General features: G+C 70.3%; 23 protein-coding genes. 15 read left to right on the top strand and 8 right to left on the bottom strand.

Features of this window, described 5'->3' with window-relative positions:
* Genes AB0D01_RS35005 through AB0D01_RS34990 form a run of 4 tightly spaced genes read left to right on the top strand, consistent with a single transcriptional unit; the run spans nt 1 to nt 3,307 of the window.
* Nucleotides 1-999, top strand: a complete 999-nt coding sequence (locus AB0D01_RS35005) for an asparaginase (RefSeq protein ID WP_363062560.1) — start codon at nt 1-3, stop codon at nt 997-999.
* A gap of 34 nt (nt 1,000-1,033) precedes the next feature.
* A complete protein-coding gene (locus tag AB0D01_RS35000; RefSeq protein WP_363062558.1) occupies nt 1,034-1,513 on the top strand; it encodes a DUF296 domain-containing protein in 480 nt (159 codons plus the stop codon).
* Between the two features lie 13 nt (nt 1,514-1,526).
* On the top strand, nt 1,527-2,798 hold the full coding sequence (locus tag AB0D01_RS34995; protein ID WP_363062556.1) for a hypothetical protein: 1,272 nt from the start codon (nt 1,527-1,529) through the stop codon (nt 2,796-2,798).
* Nucleotides 2,795-3,307, top strand: coding sequence for an NUDIX hydrolase (locus AB0D01_RS34990; RefSeq protein ID WP_363062554.1), 513 nt, complete (start codon nt 2,795-2,797; stop codon nt 3,305-3,307). Before AB0D01_RS34995 ends, AB0D01_RS34990 begins: the two co-directional genes overlap by 4 nt.
* On the opposite strand, the gene AB0D01_RS34985 is transcribed toward AB0D01_RS34990, so the two are convergent.
* Nucleotides 3,280-4,320: an aldo/keto reductase gene (locus AB0D01_RS34985; RefSeq protein WP_363062552.1), complete on the bottom strand. Its 1,041-nt coding sequence runs from the start codon at nt 4,318-4,320 to the stop codon at nt 3,280-3,282. The two genes, AB0D01_RS34990 and AB0D01_RS34985, sit on opposite strands and share 28 nt — an antisense overlap.
* A complete protein-coding gene (locus AB0D01_RS34980; RefSeq protein WP_363062550.1) occupies nt 4,320-4,703 on the bottom strand; it encodes an ATP-binding protein in 384 nt (127 codons plus the stop codon). Before AB0D01_RS34980 ends, AB0D01_RS34985 begins: the two co-directional genes overlap by 1 nt.
* A gap of 810 nt (nt 4,704-5,513) precedes the next feature.
* Between AB0D01_RS34980 and AB0D01_RS34975 the strand changes: the two genes are divergently transcribed.
* From AB0D01_RS34975 to AB0D01_RS34960, 4 genes are all read left to right on the top strand, one after another.
* Nucleotides 5,514-6,083, top strand: a complete 570-nt coding sequence (locus tag AB0D01_RS34975) for a hypothetical protein (RefSeq protein WP_363062548.1) — start codon at nt 5,514-5,516, stop codon at nt 6,081-6,083.
* Between the two features lie 146 nt (nt 6,084-6,229).
* On the top strand, nt 6,230-6,538 hold the full coding sequence (locus tag AB0D01_RS34970) for a hypothetical protein (protein WP_363062546.1): 309 nt from the start codon (nt 6,230-6,232) through the stop codon (nt 6,536-6,538).
* Entirely contained in the window at nt 6,535-7,242 is a 708-nt protein-coding gene (locus tag AB0D01_RS34965) for a hypothetical protein (RefSeq protein ID WP_363062544.1), read from the top strand. Before AB0D01_RS34970 ends, AB0D01_RS34965 begins: the two co-directional genes overlap by 4 nt.
* Before the next feature lie 289 nt (nt 7,243-7,531).
* Complete coding sequence (locus tag AB0D01_RS34960) at nt 7,532-8,401, top strand: hypothetical protein (RefSeq protein WP_363062542.1); 870 nt, start codon at nt 7,532-7,534, stop codon at nt 8,399-8,401.
* A gap of 129 nt (nt 8,402-8,530) precedes the next feature.
* On the opposite strand, the gene AB0D01_RS34955 is transcribed toward AB0D01_RS34960, so the two are convergent.
* The gene (locus AB0D01_RS34955) at nt 8,531-8,671 is read right to left on the bottom strand and encodes a hypothetical protein (RefSeq protein ID WP_363062608.1); all 141 of its coding nucleotides are present in this window, start codon (nt 8,669-8,671) and stop codon (nt 8,531-8,533) included.
* Between AB0D01_RS34955 and AB0D01_RS34950 the strand changes: the two genes are divergently transcribed.
* The 7 genes from AB0D01_RS34950 (at nt 8,634) to AB0D01_RS34920 (ending at nt 16,979) form a co-directional block, all read left to right on the top strand.
* Nucleotides 8,634-10,403 (top strand): SAM-dependent methyltransferase, encoded by a 1,770-nt coding sequence (locus AB0D01_RS34950; RefSeq protein WP_363062606.1) that lies wholly within the window; start codon nt 8,634-8,636, stop codon nt 10,401-10,403. The two genes, AB0D01_RS34955 and AB0D01_RS34950, sit on opposite strands and share 38 nt — an antisense overlap.
* Before the next feature lie 678 nt (nt 10,404-11,081).
* Nucleotides 11,082-12,968, top strand: coding sequence for a glycoside hydrolase family 15 protein (locus AB0D01_RS34945; RefSeq protein ID WP_363062540.1), 1,887 nt, complete (start codon nt 11,082-11,084; stop codon nt 12,966-12,968).
* Nucleotides 12,965-13,432 carry a hypothetical protein gene (locus AB0D01_RS34940; RefSeq protein ID WP_363062538.1) on the top strand — a complete coding sequence of 156 codons (468 nt, stop codon included), beginning with the start codon at nt 12,965-12,967 and terminating at the stop codon, nt 13,430-13,432. The genes AB0D01_RS34945 and AB0D01_RS34940 overlap by 4 nt, the downstream gene beginning before the upstream one ends.
* A complete protein-coding gene (locus AB0D01_RS34935) occupies nt 13,402-14,685 on the top strand; it encodes an ATP-binding protein (RefSeq protein WP_363062536.1) in 1,284 nt (427 codons plus the stop codon). The genes AB0D01_RS34940 and AB0D01_RS34935 overlap by 31 nt, the downstream gene beginning before the upstream one ends.
* A gap of 158 nt (nt 14,686-14,843) precedes the next feature.
* Nucleotides 14,844-15,884, top strand: coding sequence for a GntR family transcriptional regulator (locus AB0D01_RS34930; RefSeq protein ID WP_363062534.1), 1,041 nt, complete (start codon nt 14,844-14,846; stop codon nt 15,882-15,884).
* Nucleotides 15,865-16,188, top strand: coding sequence for a hypothetical protein (locus tag AB0D01_RS34925; RefSeq protein ID WP_363062532.1), 324 nt, complete (start codon nt 15,865-15,867; stop codon nt 16,186-16,188). Before AB0D01_RS34930 ends, AB0D01_RS34925 begins: the two co-directional genes overlap by 20 nt.
* Before the next feature lie 272 nt (nt 16,189-16,460).
* On the top strand, nt 16,461-16,979 hold the full coding sequence (locus tag AB0D01_RS34920) for a hypothetical protein (protein WP_363062530.1): 519 nt from the start codon (nt 16,461-16,463) through the stop codon (nt 16,977-16,979).
* A gap of 247 nt (nt 16,980-17,226) precedes the next feature.
* Here AB0D01_RS34920 and AB0D01_RS34915 read toward each other — a convergent pair whose 3' ends face one another.
* The 5 genes from AB0D01_RS34915 to AB0D01_RS34895 all read right to left on the bottom strand — a co-directional run bounded on the left by AB0D01_RS34915 (nt 17,227) and on the right by AB0D01_RS34895 (nt 21,336).
* Nucleotides 17,227-17,976 carry a hypothetical protein gene (locus tag AB0D01_RS34915; protein ID WP_363062528.1) on the bottom strand — a complete coding sequence of 250 codons (750 nt, stop codon included), beginning with the start codon at nt 17,974-17,976 and terminating at the stop codon, nt 17,227-17,229.
* 88 nt (nt 17,977-18,064) lie between these two features.
* Nucleotides 18,065-18,772 (bottom strand): chaplin, encoded by a 708-nt coding sequence (locus tag AB0D01_RS34910; protein ID WP_363062526.1) that lies wholly within the window; start codon nt 18,770-18,772, stop codon nt 18,065-18,067.
* A gap of 171 nt (nt 18,773-18,943) precedes the next feature.
* Nucleotides 18,944-19,069 (bottom strand): hypothetical protein, encoded by a 126-nt coding sequence (locus tag AB0D01_RS34905; RefSeq protein ID WP_363062524.1) that lies wholly within the window; start codon nt 19,067-19,069, stop codon nt 18,944-18,946.
* 96 nt (nt 19,070-19,165) lie between these two features.
* The gene (locus AB0D01_RS34900) at nt 19,166-19,981 is read right to left on the bottom strand and encodes an AAA family ATPase (RefSeq protein ID WP_363062522.1); all 816 of its coding nucleotides are present in this window, start codon (nt 19,979-19,981) and stop codon (nt 19,166-19,168) included.
* Nucleotides 19,978-21,336: a DDE-type integrase/transposase/recombinase gene (locus tag AB0D01_RS34895; protein ID WP_363062520.1), complete on the bottom strand. Its 1,359-nt coding sequence runs from the start codon at nt 21,334-21,336 to the stop codon at nt 19,978-19,980. Before AB0D01_RS34895 ends, AB0D01_RS34900 begins: the two co-directional genes overlap by 4 nt.
* Between the last annotated feature and the right edge of the window lie 301 nt (nt 21,337-21,637).

Raw genomic sequence — 21,637 nt, 5'->3', positions numbered from 1 at the left:
GTGTCCCGCGCTGACCGGCATCCCTCCGTTCTCGTTCTGGCCCTCGGCGGCACCATCGCCATGACCCCCACCTCGTCCTCGGGGGTCGCGCCCACGCTGTCCGGAGCCGACCTGCTGGCCGTCGTGCCCGGGCTGCGGGGCACCGTCGTCGAGGCGGAGGACTTCCGCAAGCTTCCCGGCGCGTCCCTGACGACCGGCGACATCGTCGACCTGGTGGCGAGGCTGGAGCAGGCCGATCGTGAAGGCGTCGACGGGATCGTGGTCACCCAGGGAACCGACACCCTGGAAGAGACCGCGTTCCTGACCGACCTCTACTACCGGGGCAGCGCCCCCGTGGTGTTCACGGGCGCCATGCGCAGTGCCGCGTCGGCCGGTGCCGACGGCCCGGCGAACATCCTGGCCGCCGTACAGACCGCCGTCAGCGCTGCGGCCCGTGAAGGCGGCGTGCTCGTCGTCATGGGCGACGAGATCCACGCGGCCCGGTATGTGCGAAAAACACACACGACCAGCCCGGCCGCATTCGCATCCCCCACAGCAGGTCCTGTGGGCCATCTGGTGGAGGGGACGGTCAGGCTCCGGCACCCGCTGCGGCGGACCGCACCCGTCGCCCTGCCTCCCGGTACCGCGTCCGCTCCTGTCGAGGTGGAGGTCGTCACGGCGTCCCTCGGCAGCAGCGGCCTTCTGCTGGAAGGGTTGGAGGACAAGGTCTCCGGCCTGGTCGTGGCCGCGTTCGGTGTCGGCCATGTCCCCCAGACGTGGGTGGCCCCACTGGCGGCACTGGCCGCGGCCATGCCCGTCGTCCTCGCTTCGCGTATTGGTACAGGGCCCGTGCTCACCTCGACGTACGCCTTCCCCGGCTCGGAAAGCGACCTGCTGGCCCGCGGCCTGATCGCCGCAGGGCCGCTCGACCCGTACAAGGCCCGGCTGCTCCTGTCCGCCCACCTGGCGGCCGGCACGCCTCGGGCGGGGATCGCCGAGGCCTTTCTCGGCTACGTCTGAGCCCCCTAGCCCTCAATCACGAAGGACTCCGTTCATGCGCTTCGCCCAGGTCCGCCCCGGCCGGCAGTTCGTACTCGCTCTCGACCACGGGGAGGACTTCTTCGTGGGACTCGCGAGATTCTGCGAGGACCAAGGGATCCGGTCCGGGTACATCCCGATGTTCGTGGGCGGTTTCCGTTCGGCGCGACTGGTGGGTTCCTGCGAGCCCCTCGCCGACCCGGAGGCTCCGCTGTGGAAGGAGATCGAGGTGGAGACTCTCGAAGCGCTCGGCGGCGGGACGCTCGCCTGGGACGTGGAGAAGGACTGCCTCGCACCGCACATCCACGTCGCGGCCGGCATCAAGGGTGCGGCGGCCGACGGACGGGTATCCCACCTGCTCGGTGCGACAGTGCAGTTCATCTGCGAGATCACCGTCGTCGAAGTTCTCGGCGACGTGGCCGGCCCCGCGTTGACACGAAGCCGGGATGTCGACCTGTACGACGTGCCCCTCCTCGGCTTCGGCCAGGGCACCTGAGAGGAGGACGGCGATGCGCAGGGCGATTCTCTTCCCGGAGGTGGTCGAGGCTCGGCGCATGCGCGCCTACGAGACGTTCACGTTTCATTTCCACCGGGCTGCCAGGGAAGTGGCCGACCTGGACGGTGATCCCTCTCTCGCTTCCGTGCACGTCTCCCGGTCCGCGTGGGACCGGTGGATGGTCGGGGACATCAAGGGACTGCCACGGCGTGCGACCTGCCGGGTTCTGGAGCACCTTCTCGGCGAGACGGCCCAGCGACTGTTCGGGACCACCGAGCAGGAGGCCTCCCCGCACGGCGTCGGGCACTCGCTCTCGATCGACGGACGGCCCTCGCCGCAGAGCGTCGCGATGTCACCGCACATCGGCGCCCTGGAGTCCTTCAGGCTCGCGGACCGCCAGCTCGGCGGTGGCCACGTCTACCGATCCCTGATGCACTACCTCACCACCGCCGTCGCCCCCGGCATCTTCGGCGCGAACGCGTCCGGCGAGAACGGCGAATCCGCCTTCGGGGCAGCGGTCGTCCTCACCGAGATGGCGGCTTGGATGGCCCACGACGCCGGACGAGACGATCTGGCTGCCGGGCACTTCGACCGTGCGCTGCGGCTGGCGCAGAGCCTGGCCGACGTGACCGCCGGAGCGAACGTCCTGGCCGGCATGAGCCACCTGGCCTTGCAGACCAGGCAGGTGGACACCGCGGCCGACCTGGCGCACCGCGGACTGCTCCGGCTTGCCGACAGCCCACAGGTCCCCGTGCTCTCCGCACGCCTCCACGCCATGCGGGCACGCGCTCTGGCACGGCGCGGCGAGGAACACGACGCCCGGCAGGCCCTCGAGCACGCGCACGACGCCTTGACCCGCACAGGTTCCGTTCCGGGTACCCCGTGGGTGGCACCGTTCGACGAGGCTGCGCTGGCCAGCGAGGAGGCCTCCGCGCTGCTGGACCTCGGGGCGCTCGACGCCGCGGCCCGGGAAGCCGAACGGGCACTGGCCCTGCGTGACGCCAGCCGCGTCCGGAGCAGAGCGTTCGGCCACGTCACACTCGCACGGGTATTACTGGCACAGCAACGGATCGACGCGGCCTGCCAGGTCGGGGTCGAGCTGCTGACCGCAGGACAGTCAGTGACCTCGCTGCGACTGAGCCGCCAACTTGCGCTGCTGCGCAACGCATTCGAACAGCATCGCCAGGTACCGGAGGTCCGTGATCTCCTCACCCGAATGGACACGGCCGCGCGCCACCGCAACCTGCTGCTCGACAGCCTCGTACTCTCGGAAGGTTCCCAGTGAACGATGTTCCCAGGCCAGGAGAACCCGGCCGTGACGCCTACCTCGCCGAGGGGAACGCCAAGCAGGCCCGTAAGCGCACGGCCGCCGACGCCCTGCTGCGGGACGAAGACGGCAGGTTGCTCTTGGTGAACCCGACCTATAAGGACGGCTGGGACCTTCCCGGAGGAATGGCCGAGGCCAACGAACCCCCTGACTCCGCACTGCGTCGCGAGCTGAGGGAAGAGCTCGGCCTTGCCGTCACCACCTTGCGGCTCCTGTGCGTAGACTGGGTCGAGCCTCATGGCCCGTGGGACGACTACCTCGGTTTCGTCTTCGACGCCGGAGTACTCCCGCCGGGTCCGGCCGCGAAGCTGAAGCCCTGCGACGAGGAGATCTCCGAGCACGGGTTCTTCCCGGTGACCGAAGCACTGAAGCTGCTGCCGGACCGGCAACGGGCCCGGGCGGGGCAGGCTCTGGAAGTGCTGAGCGACGGGATCCCTCGCTACCTTCGCAACGGCACGCCCAGCTGAGAAGCGACCTCTCCGCCTCCATCCCGTCCGGTCACCCCATCCGCGACGACTGAGCTGTCGCAAGGGCTCATCACACGTCGGATCCGCTCGAAGACCTCCTCGATCACCGACAGGTCCGTGGCACACAGGGACGGTCCGAGACACTCGAAGCACCGGCTGACCTCCACACGGCCTCCCACGCCGACCGTCACCACGGCATTCTGCGCCTGCTGGAGAACGAACCGCAAAGCGATGCGAACCAGAGCGTCAACCGACGAGCCGAACCGGTCGGCCAGCACGGCGAGTCCACGGGCGAGCTCCGCCCTCGCGGATTCCGCCCGGGGCCGGCAGCCGGCGAGCACCCCATTGGCCAGCGGAGAAGCGATCATCAGCCCGACACCGTGGCGGGCGGTGAAGGCGCCGAGGCTCTCACCCCCGCCGACGTCCGCCAGGGGAAGCAGACCGCTCGCCTGTGTCCAGACGACGTCGGGACGGATCTGCTCGAACAACTCCAAGAAGCGGCGGACACAGCGGGCCGAGGAGCGGCCGTCCGGGCCACGCAAGCCGATGGCCCGTATCTGGCCGAGGTCCCGAAACGCGCGCATCTGCTCGACGACAGGGTCGAGATAGCGATCCGCGATACCGAAGTCGTACGACTCGAGCGTGTAGACCGCGATCTCGGCGAGGTAGAGGTTCTCCAGAGTCTGTTCGAGCTGATGCCGCACCCGCGGGCCGGCGTACGGGTGTGGAGCGGAACCCAGGACCCGGCCGACGGTGCTGGCGACCTGCACGTCGTGGCCCGGGTATTCCCTGAGTACCTTGCCGACAAGCCGTTCCGCGTGGCCGTTGAAGTGGCTGTCGGCCGTGTCGATGAGCTCCACACCCGACTCCACCGCGCAACGCAGTCCATCCAGGAGCCTGGCGTCGTCCGGGCGCGTATCCGAAGACCACCGAGACGTTCCTGTTCCGACACCCAGCGGACTCAGGAGCAAACCGCGAGCCACGGGACGCCGTGGGAGATCACGCGCCAGCATCAGTACGTGCCATCCGCTCGGTGGAGGAAGACCGCGACGACCCGCTTCCCCGCGTCGTCAACCTGGACCTGCCAGGCACTCGACAAGGCGTTCACCAGGAGCAGGCCTCTCCCGCGGACGTCGTCGTGGCCGGCCCGCGCCGGACTCCTGGACACCCGATCCGTATCGCGACCGCTGTCGTGTACCTGGACCACCGTCCCCCAGGCGTACACGCCGACCGAGATACCGAGGGCTTCCCCCGCGTGCTCGAAGGCGTTGCCCACCAACTCGTCGGCGACCAACACCACGTCGTCCTTGAGGTCCGCGGGAGCGTTCGCGAGCATGCCGCGCACCATGTCACGCGCCACGCGTTGAGGGGCCTCCAGGCCGCTGAGGTCGACCATGGCATGCACCAGGCAACGGCCGGGGGTGTGTTCCGGGCGGCCTTGCGACTTGGTATCGGCGGGACTAAGCACGGGGCTGTCTCCTCGCTGCTCGTAATTCCCCTGGGGACGGCTGACAAGTCCTGGTGAATACGTTCGCCCATGTCCCGGCGTCGGCACAGCGGAATCAGACCCCACTTGTCCCCACTTCCTCGCCGTGCGGGAGAGACGGAATCAGCCGGTGAGCCCGAACTTAGTACACAACATCGAAACTCTGCGCCGCCGGTACGTATCGATAGCCGGCAGAACACCTGGCGGCTCGCCCATTCGCGAAGTCCAGAGCAGCGTCTAAGCCCCCTCCACCTGGGAAGACCTCGATGATCGTGAAGGGCTCCAGCTGACCTGCACCCGAGGTCGCTTACCACGGAAGATTCGGACCTTCAAGGCTTCCCAGTGAAGTGGGGTGAAGTGGGGCGACGCGAAATAATCACTGAGCAAGAAGTCCCCACTCAAGCCGCACCCCCGGACCGATGACCAAATTGATCCCATTTGCCGGCTGAATTCGCGACGACAGGTGGGCGTCGAACCGCTGTCCGGCGGCATCGAAGTGGGGAGAAGTGGGGTGGGATTTCACTACCGCCGGTATCGCCCAGCGGCAAAGCTATTCACAGCCGGTCCGACAAGCACGGCACCTCTAACCGTCGATCAGCATCAGATTCACACCGTCGACTCCGCCTGCCGGACCGACGACGGGCAAGCGAGTCACAGGCCACATCGTCCTCGCCCGCCACATGAACCACCACCAGACCTCCTCCCACCCACGAGGCGTCCATGCCCGAACACGCCCGCATCACCCCCGACCCGCCCGCGAGATACCCGGCCCAGACCCACACCTGCATGAAACTGCCGGCAACCTCCAACGCCCCGACCCTCGCCCGGAACACGGCCCGCGATCACCTGACGATCGCCGGGTACCCGGGCGACGTGGGTGTGGCCACCGAGGTACGGGGGCCTGTGGTGGACAACGCGGTGCGCCACGGTGTCCCGGTCCCGGCCCCGTCCGGCGCGCAGATCCGCGTGGAGCTCGCGGTCGCGGTGTCCGGCGGTCTTTGGATCGACGTCCGTGACCTCGAAGCTGCCTTCGCCCAGTTCAAGGCGGCGATGCGCGGCGAGTGCGGGCGCGGGCTGCGGGAGGCGGGACGGCTTGGGGCCGTGACCAGTTGGTATCTCCGTGACGGCGCCGATGGCAAGACGGTCCGCGCGGAGCTGTCACCTCGGGACACCGGTGACGTCCAAGGCCTGCCTGCCTCCCACACGTCCGTAGGAGCTCGAACCGAGCATTGTGTCCCGGAACGCGGGGATCACGTGTCGGGCACGCGCACCCGAGGCGGTGTGCGGTGATGCGGCTGCGTACGTTTCCGCACTTACCCGATGGAGATACCTGCCCTTCACCGACGGTGAGCACGGCGCGTGAGGCGGCCGTTCGGCTGCGGACACTGCGTCAGGTCCACCTGCCGTTTGCCCCGGCAGCGTGCCGGTTCCGGATCGTGCCCTACACCCTCGTGCGTACCGGCCAGAACCCGGCCGACCAACTCGCCGAGGCGCGCGGCCTGGTTGCCGCGCACGGCTGGGACCTGCTCAGCGCCCAGTCGGACGCCCTCGGCGACAGCGACCCCATGCTGCGCCCAGGCCTGGCCCGCGCGCTGCAGGCCATCGCCGACGGCCGCGCCGACGGGATCGTGGCCGTGAGTCGCACGGCAATCAGCGCGCACGACAGCGAGTACAAGCCGGTCCTGCGCCACGTCCATCGGGTGGGCGGATTCGTCGCTCTGGTGCGGGCGGAGACGGACCTGTGAGGACCACCATCGGCGGTCCCGGCGGGTCGCTGACCATCGCGGGCGAGGACGCGCGCGCCACGATGACGCTCGACCGGCTCCTTGTGGGCCTGCGGAATCTTCCGATTCCGGGTGAGGACGCCAGGAGGGCCGAGCGGGTCGAGGTGTCGCGGGCTCGTCTGGCAAAGGTCCTCGACTGGTTGCTGGCGTTGCCTGCCTCGGCGGACACAACCAAGGTGATCGACCTGATGGCGCAATGGCTCTCGACCGAACCGAACGACCCGTCCCGGCCCTCGGATCGGCTCCTGGCCGCGCTCGACGACGTGCGCAAGAGCGCCATGAAACACCTCAACCGGACCGCGGCCGGTGTGGCGTATGCGGCGTTGCCCGCCGGCATCGACGCCCGCCCGGTGTTCGCCGGCCTGGAGAGGGCGGCCCGCGGGGTGTGCGGATCGCTTCTCGGCCGGTCGGATGATGTCGCCGGTCGTCGGGCCGACGACCGTCCCGGGCTTCGGTGGGTCGAGTGGCTGATCAACAGCGGTCATGCCCAGGTGTTGATCACGCCGTCCATGAGTCACCTCGTGCCGGTGGCACCCCATGAGGCGGTGGGTCCCTGGTCGGCGGAGGGCATCCGCGACTGGCTCGCCGGCCACGGGGTGCGCCTGGTCCTGACCGAACGCGAATCACCCCCCGGCCGTGCGGCGTCGCCCTACCGCCGTCCCTGAGCCGGCCTTCCCCGTCCTTGACGTCGGCGGGGCGGGGAAGGCCCCCAAGTTCCTCTGTTCAGCTGATTCACGGAGTGAGATGTCCACGCAATCGCCCACCCTCCCTGGGGCACCGCCGTACCTCGTACGGGAGGCGCGTTACCCCCATCGTCTGGGTGTGCACGTGCTGGTTCAGGCGCACCAGGAGGTGTGCCCGGATGGGGAGGCCTGTCGCGACAGTCGCGACCTGATCGCCGTGTTGGAGCGCGCACACGGGCGAGGGGCCTACGAGGGCAGTGGCTTGTGGGTGATGACGGACCACGCCACGGCACAACCGGTGGCGGCCGCGCACCTGCAGGTCGGACTGGACGCGGACGGGACAGGGCTGCTGCATGTGCGGCACCTGCTGGCGGACCCGGGCGCGGCCGCGGACCGGCCGGAGGAGCTGTTGGCCTCGTGGAGCACGCATTGGGCCGCGCACCGTACGGCGACCGTCCGCGAGGTGCGGATCGTCTTCGCGTGCCCGGTCACCCGAGGTCGGCGCCCGATCCCGGCAGCGCTGCGGAGGGAGGATGCGGTAGCCGACCGGTGCAAGCGGCGAATCGAGGTGCGTGCCGCCCTCGCGTTGCCCGCGTTGGCGTCGATGGTCGGCACGCGGCCGGAGCCGGTCGCCGACGAGCCGTACGCGGTCCTGCCGGTTCGCCGTGAGGATCAGACCGCCCTGGCCCACCTCCTGCGGGCGCGGTGTGCGACAGCCGATGCCGAGGACTACCCGCCCGCGGGTAGCGGGCCCGTCCAGGGGTGGATGTTCCTCGCGGACGGGTACCTCGCCGCCGTCTTCACGATCGGCGACAGCACAGCGGCACCCAGGGCCGGGGCCGGGGCGCGGCCGCACCGTGAGCGGGTCCTGTTCCTCGACCGGTTGTGGGTGTTCTCGCCCGACTGTGACCTGGAGCTGCTCGTCCACCTGACCCGCTGGGCCGCCAGTCGGGCCGCGGAGGGCGGATACGCGGTGGTGGGGCTGCGGCTCACACAGCGCGAGCTGCCCTCCCGCTTGGAGGATCTGGGGTGGCGCACCGCCCGCGTCAGTGCCCTCGGTTCCGTTTCGGGCGGGTTGGTCTGGCTGATGGAGCTCCGCGTCCCTGGGCCCGTCCGCGACACCACCGGCGGCGGCCGGTGACCGCCCTCGACGTTCTCGGCCGGGCCGCCCGCCTCCTCGGTCCGATCCTGCGCGCCTGGATCCGCGACGACCCGCCCGGTCCGAGTGAAGTCCCGATGCGCCGCTTACAACTTCTGGAGGATTCATGGCTCACACCAGCCCGCGGGCACGACCCCAGCCCGGCACCGATTCCCCCCGCGCCTTCGGGGAGCCGACCGTGACCCAGAACCAGATCCCGCTGTCGCCGATCGATGTGTCCAGGCCGGCCGTGGCCCGGGTGTGCGCATTCATCAGCGGCGGCACGGAGCACTTCCCGGCTGATCGGGCTCTCGGTGCGGCGCTCCTGCGGCGGTCGCCGTGGCTGGGTCGGGCCGCCACCGCCTGCCGTACCCATGGCCGGCAATCCGTCACACGCCTCGCGACCCTGGGGATCGGCCAATTCCTGGACCTGGGGTGCGGCATGCCCCAACCCTTCGGCCACAACACCCACGACTTCGCGCAGTCCGTCGATCCGGCGGCGACGGTTGTCTATGTCGACGACGACCCGACGGTGTGGGGTCACGCGCGGACCGTCTTCACCGAGTCGCTCCACGATCTCGCGATGCGCGCCGACGTCACCCGCGTCGCAGAGCTGGTGACCCACCCGGTGATCGCGGGCCTCGACCACGACCGGCCGATCGCGGTCTTGCTCCACGAGCTGCTGCCGTGGATCGGGGACGAGCCGGCTGCCCGCCTGCTGGCGGGCCTGCGGGAGTGGCTGCCGGAGGGCAGCATGCTGTCCGTCATCCACACCGCGGCCGACAGCCACCCCGCCGCCATGAGCGGACTCGTCGACCTCTACCACCAGGCCGGCATCCTCTACCGGCCGCGCACCATGGCCGAGCTGCGGGCCCTGGTGCCGGGCTGGCTCCTGGAACCGCCAGGCATCACCACGCTCGCGCTACCCGGCCCACGCCCCGCCAACGCTCCCGCCTACGCCCAGTACGCCTTCACCGCCCGACCATCCCGCCGACCCGACACGACGGTCCGGCCCGGCGTGGGCGAACCGGCCAGCGACGGCCGCCAGGACGCGGGGAGCCGGTTCGCAGTGCTTCGGTGCGCGCCCTGCACTCTCGGGGCGTCCGGGCCGAGCACTCCCGAAGAGGCCGCGGCCAAGGAGGAAGGCGCTTTCACCGAGCTGCACACCGCGCAGGCCTTCCTGCGCCAGGGGTGGCAGGTCGCCGAGTTGCTGGCCCGGTGCGGGTCGGTGCGGACGGAGTCGCAGGGGATCGCGGACACGATCCGGGCCGCCATCACCTACCGCCTCTACACCCCCACGCAGCCGTTGACGCTGCCCCAACTCGCCGGTGATCTGTCCGCGTCGGCCGGCGGCACCGTCGAGGCGCTGCACGAGCTCTTGGAGGAGGGCGTCCTCGTGCGTGAACCTGGACGGAACTTGTTCTGGGTGCCGCGCCGGGACGGGGTCGCGCTCTACTCGCCCGATTTCCTGACTCGCCTGCGTGTTCGCCTCATGTCCGGCATCCATCCGCCGGGCCGAACGCTGCCCTCAGCAGACGATCTCTCCCACACCCTGGGCGTCAACACCATGTACCTCCAGAGCGCTTTGGCCATGCTGGCCGCGGAGGGACTGCTCCAGGCGGTCGGGGACCGGGACTGGGTCGTCACACCGGAAGTCCTGAACGTCCCCGGGCCGCCGCGCCTGCGTCTGCCCCGGCTCGCACCGGGCGTCGTCACCGACACCCGCATCGACAGGACCGTCGCGGTGCACCGTCACGCCACCAAGCGCCCCCCGGCTGGGGACAGCACTGTGATCTGGCAGCGCCTGCGGATGACGGCCGCGCACGTCCTGGCGACGCCGGCACCCGACGGAGGGGCGCGGAGCGACGCGAGGGCGGTGTTGGAGGAGTTGGCGACGGCGCTGGCCCCGCACGAGCCGCGCGCCCGGATGTGGCACGCCCGCTGCATCGCCACCGCGATCGAGAGCGTGCGGGCGCAGCTCTTACCGCCAGGGGGGCAGCGATGAAGCTCACGCCCGGAGCGGTGTGGTTGGCCGAGATCGCCGGCTACCAGGCCCCTACGTCCGGGCATCATCCGTGGCGGCCTCACGCGGTCAAGGCGGACATTCCCCTCGGTATCGCGTTCGACGTGGTGCGGACGCCGCCGGTCATCTCACCTCTGGTCCTGCTTCATCTGGAGTCCGAGGACATGCCGGTCGGCCCGGTCCTGGAGGCCCCGCACTGCTGGACCTGGCTGGTCGCCCCCTCACCGGAGGAGGTCGACGGCCGGGATCTTCCCGGAGGCGTCCTGCTCACCGGTAGGGACCGGCGCAGCATCGCCTGTCCTCAGCCCGGCCGCCCCGCCACGCTGGATCTGAACTGGCGCATCACACCCGACGGCAGCGGCACCCTTACCCGGCCTTCGGGACCTCGCCGAGATCCTCCACACCGTCCGGATCCGTGCCGACGAGATCGGCGAGTTCGGCCGACCACGGCCGGCCCGGGCGCACTGAGGTTCGGTGTGTCGGCCCGTGCCAGGACAGCGATCACCGCTCATGCGGAAGATCATCCTGCGCGCGCGGCGTCGCCACACCGGCCAACACCAGACGACCGGCCCTGACACAACGGCCGGCCGCCAAACTCCACCCCCCTGTGACCATCCGCTGCCGCGCGATGCCCATCGCGCCACACCCTTGAGGAACCTTGTGAACAGCACGTCACCGTCGTCGTCTCCTCCGATCGAGGGCCTCGCCGTCCTGTCGGACTCGCACACCGCCGCTTTGGTGGATGCCGCGGGCAGCGTGGTCTACATGTCCGGCGGTGACCGTCCGGACAGTCCCCTGGTCTTCGCCAGGCTCCTCGGCGAGGAGGAGAACGGGTTCTGGCGGATCCGGCCGTACGGGCCTGCGGAGCTGCGCAGTCGTTCCTACCGGAGGGACACGATGATCACGGAGACCGTGTGGGACGTGCCGCAGGGCGGGGGAACGGTCACGGTCGTCGATCACATGGCGGTGCGCGGGCCCGGTGTGGGTGTGGGCCATCTGATACGGGAGGTTCGGCTCCACAAGGCGATCGCCGAGTTCGAGTTCCGGCCCCGCTTCGACGACGGCCTGGCCGTCCCGAACATCATCGTGGGCCGGTCCGAGGGTGGCCACCCGCAGTGGACCTTCCGCCACCGCGACCGCGACCGCGGGCCGGTGGTCACCCTGGTGGCGCATCTGGCACCGGGCCTCGAAACGGATCACGAGAACGGTCTGGTGCGCGGACGGTTGCTGCGCAGTGGTGCCGCGTTCGTGATGTCGCTCGGTCCGCAGCCGTCGCGGCCCGTCTCCCCGGTGTCGCGTCGCGCCTCCACCCAGCGTCACGGTCGGGCCTGGGTGGACCGTAACGTCGCCTATCGAGGCCGGTACGAGGCGTTGGTGAAGCGGTCGATGCTCACGTTGGAGGGGCTGCGCTACGCCCCCACGGGGGCGATCATCGCGGCGGCCACGACCTCCCTGCCCGAGGCCTTGGGTGGGGTGCGGAACTGGGACTACCAGCATCACTGGTGGCGAGACGCGGACATCACCCTCACCGCCATGATCGAGGGCGGCGCCGTCGACGGCCTGGCCGAATGGCGTGCCTTCGCGCTGAAGACGATCGGCGACGACCCGGCCGGTGTGCGGATCATGTGCGGAGTCGCAGGCGAGCAGAATCTGCCCGAGCGCGAGATCGGGCACCTGTCCGGGTACGAGAACTCGCGGCCGGTACGGCGCGGCAACGCCGCCGTGGACCAGTTCCAACTCGATGTATACGGCTCGATCGTGCACGCCCTGGTGCGGATCGCGTCCCGGATCGGGTGGACGGCGGCGTCCGCCCAGATGGTGATGGCGCTGGCGCGGGTGGCGGAGGCGCGCTGGCGGGAGCCGGATTCGGGTCTGTGGGAGAGCCGCGGCGGGCGCAAGCACCACACCTACTCGAAGGTGATGGCGTGGCTGGCCGTCGACCGGGCCCGCGAGTTGGCCTCCACGGGCGAGGTGCCCGCCGTGCACGACCCTTTGGAGGCCGCCCGGTTGCGGGCCGTCGCCGACCTGATCCGCGCCGACGTCCTGACCTGCGGCTTCGACCAGGAGCAGCAGGCCTTCACCCAGTCCTACGGCGGCCCGGAGCTGGACGCGTCCTTGCTGCGGCTCCCGCTGATCGGGTTCATTGCCGCGGATGACCCGCGCATGGTGGGCACGGTCGAGGCGCTCATGGATCAGCTGGTCGACGAGCGCGGGTTCATGCTGCGCTACCGCACCACGGGCGATCGGAGTGCGGACGGTCTGCCCGGCCACGAGGGCCGGTTCCTGATGTGTTCGTTCTGGCTGGTCGAGGTCCTGGCCCGGATCGGCCGGCAGAAGGAGGCCGCCGCCATCTTCGACAACCTCGTCGGTGTCGCCGGGCCCCTGGGCCTTTTGGCCGAGGAGTACCAGCCCGCTGGCGGCGGTCGTGGCGGCCGTCAGCTCGGCAACTTCCCCCAGGCCCTGAGCCACGCCGGCCTTATCAGCGCGGCCGCCGCCATGAACCGGTCCGGCGCCTGGTCGGACACCTCGCAGGGGGCCGGGGCATGAGCGGGCTTCTCCTCGCCTCGGACATCGAGGTGGTGATGTTCCGAGCCCTGCTGGACGGCCTGTCACGTGAGGACGCCGAACTGCGTCTGCCCCATCCCTGGTCGCTGGCCGCCGTGCTGCGCGACGTTCGGGCCCGCACCGGCCTGCCGCCGCGGACAGTCGCGCTCGGTGCTGTCGCCACCGGGCAGATCAAGCGGCCTTCGCCGGATTCCTTCGCTCTGGACGGGGAGATCGACGAGACGGCCGCCCGGGTCTTGCGGGCCTGGATCGCACACACCGGCCCGGGCCTGCCCGACGACAGCCTGAAGATGAAGGCCGTCGAGACGGCCCGTCATCTGCGCCGCGCCCACCGCCGGTTCGGACTCGCCCTGACGGCCTCGGAGATCACGCTCACCGGTGCCGCGCTCGCGCACAAGGTGATCAGCGTCGGCCAGTGGCAGGACGACTGGGGGTGGCCCCGGTGACCACCCTGATGTCGGACACCGTGCTGTGGACGTCCGTCGTGGCCCTGGCGGGCAGCACCACCGTCCTGTGGTGCTGCCGGCTTGCCGGACGCCGCACGATCTCGGCCCTGGAGACGAAAGTGGCCTCCGAGCGGCAACGGGTCCACGCGCGCGAGGAGGAGGCCCACCACCTCGCCCAAGTCCGCCTGCCCCGCCTGATCAACCGGTCGGCGCACGATCCGGCCGTTGCGAATGTGGGCAGCGAGTCGCCGGTGGCCGGTCTCCTGCATCCGCGGTTGGCCGGGACCGCGACGGCGACGGCCCACGCCACGGTGCTGGACCTGGTCGGCCACATGATGAGCGAGACGGGTGCGCGTGCCGAGAACGGCGCACGGGCGTCGGTCCGCGCGAGCCTGGCCACGATCACGCCCTTGATCACCGTGCAGCGTGAGGCGATCGACGCGCTCCTCGCCGTCCATGAGGACCCCGCGCTCATCGAGCACCTGTACCGCATCGACAGCGCGGCCGGGCAGATGGCGCGGCACCTGGCCGTCCTTGCTGTCCTGGCCGACAGCACACCGGATGTGTCACCCGCCGCGCCCGTCGTCGACGTGGTGCGCGCGGCGATGGCGTCCATCGAAGGCTACCGCCACGTCAACATCGACAACCCGTACGGGGCTTACGTGGTGGGCCAGGCTGTTGGGCCGCTCACGCTGGCCCTCGCCGCCCTGCTCGACAACGCCGTCCACCACCGCGCGCCCGCGACCGCGGCCACCGTCACCATCCACGGTTCACCCGACGGCGTGGACATCGTCATCGACGACACCGGCGCCGGATTGGATACCCGGGCACGCGCCACCGTCGAGCAGGCACTCGCCGCCACAAGGCTGCGCCTGACCGACCCCACACCCCCGTCCGGGTTGCAGATCGTCGGCACCCTCGCCGCCAGAACGGGCTTCCGCGTCCACCTGGACCAGCTCTCGCCGCGAGGCGGCGTCCGCACCACTCTTCACCTGCCCCATGCGCTCCTGACCACACCGCCCGCCACCGAACCCGCCGCCCCACCAGCGTCGGTCTCCGCGGTGCCCCCACCCGCGCGGGTCCACCCCGATCACGGTGCGACCGCCTTACCGGCGCGCGCCACCGACCGGCCGGCTGCGGTCCGTCCCCAGCCCGCTACTGCGGAGGACACCGTGGCGGCGGCCTTCTGGGGCGGCGTGCGCCTGGGCCGCACGACCAACGCCCGACGGGACCGGGGAGGGCCCCTCTCATGAACGACACCTTGCTCGCTCGAACATCCGCAGGGTCTTGCGATCCCACGCCAAGGCCGTCGCGGCGGCTCAGCGGTCCTCAGGTCCCAGACCTCGTCCGGGTCCGGGAAATCAGGCGGCAGGCCCATCGCGGTACCGGCCTGGCCGAGGACCTCCCGCGGTTGCGGGTCATCGCCGCCACGTGGACGCCGACGGCCCTCACCCTTCAGACACAAGCCCACGGCTCGGCGGTCGACCAGGCGCGCTGGCAGAAGCTGATCGGTGGTGTCGACCCTTCACGTGTCGCGGACTCCTCGCCCGAAGCCGTGACCGAGCTGGCCACCGCCGTCATCGACCTTCTGACCGCCCTCGATGACGGTCCGACACCGATCGCCCACCTGGCGGCAGCGGTGTCCTCGGCGATCGGCCGACGCCACTACGAGCCGGGCATGTTCCTGACCACCGCGGCCGTCGCCACCCACCTCGCCGCCCCCAAGCACCTCGTCAGGGACGCCTTGGCACACCTCACCACCGAAGGGACCTTGGTGCGCTCCGGATGCCACATCACGGTGGCCCTCGCCGGACAGCGGCCCTGCCCCACCCCGGACCAGCTCGCGGCCCGGATCCGTGAGCAGCTCGCCCACGGCATCCACCGGCCCGGCGACGACATGCCAAGCCTCAAGGAACTCGGCCGGCTCCTGAGGACCGGGCAGGCCCGCATCGCCGAGGCGCAGGACATGCTGGAGCGGGAAGGTCTCCTGCTGCGTCAGCGCCGGCGAGGCCCCCGGGTCCTGGATTCGGCCCAGTCGCTCACCCCTTGCGAACAGTTGCCGCTTCCGGCTCCGCCGCGACAACGCACGGGCCTGAGCGTCATCCGGACCTCCACAGAGGCCGCGAAAAGGCGATGGCAACTCCGCGCCTACCTGGCCCCCGATGAGGTCCGCGAGCACTGGGACAAGTTGCGGGTCCTCGACGCGCAGCTCCTGAGCGAACCGTTCCCCACCGGCGTCACTCCCAGCGCCCGACTCCGGGCCGACGCCCGGACGGCGCAGGCGATCGAGGCACTGTGCGCACCCCTGCCCGACGGGATCCTGCCGGGCCTGTGGCACACCGCCTGCCTGGCCACCGCACTTGGCGACCTACTGCCCCAAACAACCGGCACAACCGCTGAACCGGCCCCGAAGACCCGAAGGAGCGCACGCGTTGTACGACGACGACGATGACCCCTTCCACCTGGACGACGACTTCGAGGAACGCCCCGTTCTGCCGGGTGGGCCGGTGGCGTGCGCGGTCAGCGGCGCTCCGCCCGGGGAGGTCCTCGAAGTGCTGCCGCAAGGGGTCGCCGTCGGGGACTGGCTGATCCTTAACGGCCGTGGGGCCTACGAGATCACGAACATGTTCGCACCGCGGGCCGACACGTCCGTCAAGGCCGTCGTCTTGCGAGGCCACCCCAGCCTGGTACTCCGCACCCGCTCCACGATCGTGCGCCCGCACACCACCCACCGCCCGCCCAGCCGCTTCCGATAGCGGACCGGCGCCCGCCCACCCCAACCGACGACCGCCCCCGAAGGAACTTCCATGGAACCCGCCCACCGCAGATCGGCGTCGCCGATATCCCCTCCCGCGACGTTCACGAAGCGAGACGACCGGTCCCCCGCCTACCGCGCTTCGCACCGGGCGCCGACGCCCCGGCGACCGCTGCGCGAACCGGCAGTGTTCCGCCACGAGGACGTGGTCGGTGCGGCCGTGTCCGCGGGCGACGGCCGCTCACGGGCGGCTGCACGTGGGGCGGCGGGCGCATGAGTGTCCACCGCTCCCTGAGCGCCGTCTCCGCCAGCGATCAGGCCCAGGACAAGGCCCGTGCCGTCGTGCAGTGGTACGTGACCCAGAACATCAAGCCCGGCACGGCCCTGCCGTCCCCCAAGCAGCTGGCACTCACCTTGAGCCTGCCCGCGGCGCACGTTCGCCAGGCTCTTCGGCACCGGGACACCGCCGGCGAAATCGCCCTGGACAGCAACGGCCCCGCGACCCGACTGCATCAAGGGGAAGCGCACCCGTGTGACCGGGCGCTGCAGCTCGCCGTCCAGGAGCGCATCAGCACGGGCCACTACCAACCGGGACAGGCGCTGCCCACAGGGCTGCTCAGCACAGAGTTCAGGCTGCAGCCTCACCAGGTTCAGCGTGCTCTGGGGCATCTCGCCGCCTGCGGGGATATACGCCGCGACGAGCACGGACCGTACGGGCCGGGACACTACGTCCCAAGCCCCGGCATCCCGCGGGCACAACGGCGCACGCGCGTTTCACCAGATCCGGAGTGATCTGCGGTTCGCCGATCACGAACTCACCTGACCTTGCCACGGAGCCGCCCGCGCGGTTCCCACCCCGTTGGAGACGATCATGGCTGGCGGCCGCAACGCCCTCGCACTGTCGCAGCCCCCTGCGGTGCCGACCGTCGACACCGGCGCGCGCTCGGGCGCGGGCGGTTCGCTTCCGCCGGTAGTGCAGGGCACGGCGTCGAGGTCGGCGGGCGATCGCTTCCGGGGATGGCCGCCGGCCGTCCGGGGACTATGCCGCCGACAGGGCTCGTGCCTGGTGCACGAAGTCGGACACCGCGCTTTCCCGCTTCCACGGCTCAAGGGCGGTGGTGATGTCGCGGACGTATCCGTGTGCGCGGGTGGAGCGCACGGCGCGCAGGATGTGCAGGGCCTGGGTGGCGGTGGCGAGTCCTTGTTCGAGGTCGTGGGCCTGGATGTGGCTGGTGGCGAGCACGGCGAAGCGGATGCCGGTCGCGCGGGTGAATCGGCCGGCGGGCATGGGGTCGGCCCGCTTGGCCCAGGCGAAGGCCGCCTTGGCGTTGCCGAGGTCTCGGTGGATCTCGGTGGCGTCCGTGCCCAGGCGGGCGTGGGTGAAGTAGCCGAGCCAGTCCGGATCCGGCGTACCGGAGTCGATGGAGTCCAGGAGGCGCTCGGACTGGGCCAGGGCGGCGCCGGCTGCCCGGGCCTCGCCCGCGCGGGCGTGGGCGCGGGCCTGCGCCAGCTTCGCGAACGCCAGGACCCGCGGTGCCGCGTGCCCCAGGCCGCGTTCGTAGGCGCCCTCCGCCATGTCGGCTGCCTCCTGCGGGTATCCGCGCAGGAAGGTCTGCAGGGCCATGGTGGTCAGGACGTAGCTGCCGACCTCGATATTCCCGGCCGCGCGAGCCAGTGCCAGTGCCTGGACGAAGTGACTCTGGGCCGCGGCGTGTTGCCCGATGTCGAAGGCGGACCAGCCGACGACGCGGGAAAGCTCTGCCGTCGCCGAGAACAACTCCCTGGCCACGCTGTCTGTGGACGTACCGGACAGCAGAGGCGCCGCACGAAGCCGCAGGCACTGGGTGACCGATGCCGGGCTGTGGCAGGTCCGGGCCTCAGGCGAGGAGGCAGTTGTTCCCGAGGGCAGGATTCAGAGCAGAGATGACGCCGCTCGAGTTGCTGCAGATGTTGCTCGGGATGTGGGAGGGGACCGGGATCCGGTCGGAAGCGAAGACTCCCGGGTTCCCGAAGGTGACGGCGCCGTGACCGTTGCCCGCGCGTGTGGTCTTCGCGCCCCGGGTGTGGGGTGTGGGGAGGTTCTCCGCAGTGTGGTGGTCCTCGCTGACGTTCAGGTGGCCGGTGGCCTGGTCATAGACGACCGTCTCCCCGTCAGACTCGTTGCTGACCGACTGGATGACGACCCCCGAGCCGGGAGTGAACCCGATCCACGGGGCGATGTTGGTGCCCCGCATGAGGAGGTAACCGGTGCCGGACTGGTCAAGACCGGTGAACATCGCCATGGGGTCCTTGTCCGCGAACCGGGTTTCGGCCTGGTTGACGGTGGCGGCGTCGCCCCGCGCAAAGATCAGGCCCGCGACCACGCTCACCTGGAGTCCCATGGTCTGCAGGTCGTCGGCTACCGCTCTCTCCTGGGCGCCGGTGAGCGCCTTGACGGCCGGGGCGGCCGGGTCCTGGTCGGCCGCGCTGGCCGGGGCGAGGGCCACGAGCGATACCACCGCCGCGGCGAGGGCGGCGACACCCGTGCGGACACGGCGCCGTGGGCCGCTCCCGGCCGTGGTCCGGACCCGTACACACTTGATCATTTTGATCTCCGTCCGCAAGGGAAAGGCAATCGACCGATCACACTACGTGACCGATCGAGAGTCAGAAGTACCAGACCCTGGCTCCGACCGATCCGTGGAGCTGACCGCCGATGTCATCCGACCGGGGTATGACCACCTCGGCCGGCTGGCGGAGATCCAGTTCCCGGAAACTCACGCCTGTGGCTCCGTCCCGGCGTCCGGGTCGCCGAACCTCTCCTTGAGGTGGGCGATGACGTCGGCGTTCTCCCGCAGCCTGCCGGGGATGACGGTGTGTTGAGCGACGCTGAAGATGAGCATGAGGGCGACGTGCTGGTTGTCGATGGGGCGGGATGAAACGACCCCGGCGGCCGTCAGGCCGCCGGGGTCGTCGTGAACACGGTGTCGGCTTCGTGCTCACTCTGTCGCGTGTGTCTCGGTGATCGCGGTGCGGGTGGAGGACTCGTCGACGATGCCCTTCTCCTCGGTGAAGGCGGCGATGAGGGACTGCCAGGCGATGTTGTTGACCGAGCGGGGCAGGCCGCGGCTGGTGAGGTGGATCAGTTCCACGGCGTCGTCGGAGAACAAGGTGTCCTGCCGTCCGGCGATGGTGAGGTGGTGCTTGATGTAGCTGGCGGTCTCCTCCTTGCTCATCGTGGGCATCTGGTAGCTGATCGAGATCCGCTGGTCCAGGGCCGCCAGGACGCCGTGCTTCATCCGTTTGCGCAGGGTGGGCTGGCCGATCAGCAACACCGCGAACGGCGTCGTGGAGTCCATGTCGTAGTTGGTGAGCATGCGGATCGCGTCCAGCTCCTGGTGGTCGAGCAGGTGCGACTCGTCGATCACGACGGCCGGCGTCCTGCCGCGCTCGTCGACTTCCGCGGCCAGCGCGGCGGATGCCTGGGTGGCGAGAGCGGCCAGGTGGAACTTGGGGGTCCCGCCCAGGCTGGTGACGATGCGGTCGTAGAGGCCGCGCATGCCGACCTCGGGGTTGGGCTGGTAGATCACCGTGAACCGGGCCGGGTCGAGCGAGGCGACGGCCCCTTTGAGGGCGACCGTTTTGCCGGATCCGACTTCGCCGGTGACCACGCCGATCGCCCGGTTGTTGATGCACCACGCGATGCGGGCGGCAGCCTCCCGGTGGGAATGGTGCTGGTGGAGCATGGACGCGGCCAGGTTGCGGCCGAAGGGGACCCGGGTGAAACCGAAATACCCCTGAACGCGGTCGATCATCGCGGTCCCCGCCCGTCGTCCATCAGGGACGAGTAGTTGATGCCCTTCGCGGTGTTCGCCGTGTGGGTTTCGTCGAGGATCTTCAGGTAGTCGATTCCAGTCGGCGGGGCCGGCTCCGACGGTGTCTCCGGCCTCGCCTTCGGATGGGTATGACGGCCCACCCGGTGCGGGACCGCCTTGCCCGCCGTCTTCCCCGAGGCCCTCACCTCGATCTCGGTCAGGTCGAACGGGTCGAAGACCAGCTCGACCTTCATCCCGGCCAGCATCGGGTCGACCTCGTAGCTGTTGCCGTGCAGGCTGACCGTCGCGGTCTTCGTCACGGTCCGGAACTCCGACCACAGAAACGCCTCCCGAAGATCAGCTGGGCTGGGCAGCGGAAGCGGCCGGGGAATCGAACCCAGCCAGCGTTCGATCGGAGGCTGCCCCGTCTCCGAGTGCACCGTGCGGTGATAGACCGTCTCCACCCACGCGGTGAAGAGCCTGTTCAACTCGGTGAGGTGCTCAATCCGGCCGACACGTTCCTCATCGAGTTCGACGAGGAACTGGTCACGGACGGTGCGGAAGAACCGTTCGATCTTCCCCCTGCCCTGCGGCCGTCCGGGCTTGGAATGGGTGAGGCGAACGGCCAGGGACGCGCATGCTCGCAAGAGCCACGTGTCGACGAAGGCACTCCCGTTGTCGACGTAGATCGACTCGGGGACTCCACGGGCAGACAGCGCCGGCCGCAGAGCGGCGGCCAGGCGGACGGTGTCCTCGGCGAACCCGAACCGGTGGCCCACGATCGCCCGGCTGTGGTCGTCGATGAACGCGAACAAGTACGTCTTGCGCCCGCCGATCTTCGGCCCGTGGAGGGCGTCGCCGGTCCACAGCTCGTTGCCGCGGGTGGCCTCGAACCGGCCGAACACGCTCTTCTCGCCGTCGGCGGCGCCGGTCAGACCGGCATCAGCGAAGTGCCGCTGCAACGTCCGGTCGGTCGGCGACCAGCCCTGCGTGGTCCGCAGGATCCGCTGGATCTGCGCGGCCGTGCGGGCCGGGTTCTCCTTCTTCAACGCGGCCGCCAGATCCAGCACCTCCACCGGCGTCCGCGGGGTGACCTGCCGCGGGGCCGGCACCAGCGCGGGAAACCCGCCCGCGCGATAGTGGCGAACCCAGCGGTCCAGCGTGCCGCGGGCGACCTTAGTCTGCCTCCCGAACGGGTCGGTGTGCTCCTTCGCAGCCAGTTCGCGGGCGAGCTTCCCCCGCTGGCGTGTCGTGAGCTTCGTGTCGATCAGGTCCTGGATCAGGCCATAGCGGAACAGGCCCACCTGCCGGGCCCGCTCCGCCCGCCGACGGTCCTCGTCCTCACTCGGTGACATAGGCAACCCACCTCGCGTCTCGAACAGAGTCCGCCGCTTCGCCGGCGGACACGATCAAGAGTTCCGGCAGCCTCCGATCCCGCCCAGGGGCGGCCCGTGTTGATCAAATAGCGATAGAAGGCGAGGTCAGGATCCTGCCGCCTATCGCCCGTCCGGCGAACTCCCACCGCGACACCGTGAGCATGTGCGGCCACTTCGTCGCGGCCGCCCGATGGGCGTGGGTCTGTTCAGCCCCGCCATGATGATCGGGCACCTGCTGGCCGCGCTCGCGGCCGGCTGGCTCCTCGGCCGTGGCGACGCC

The sequence above is a fragment of the Streptomyces sp. NPDC048606 genome, assembly GCF_040650855.1.
GTDB lineage: Bacteria > Actinomycetota > Actinomycetes > Streptomycetales > Streptomycetaceae > Streptomyces.
This window is presented reverse-complemented; position numbering and strand designations above follow the sequence as displayed.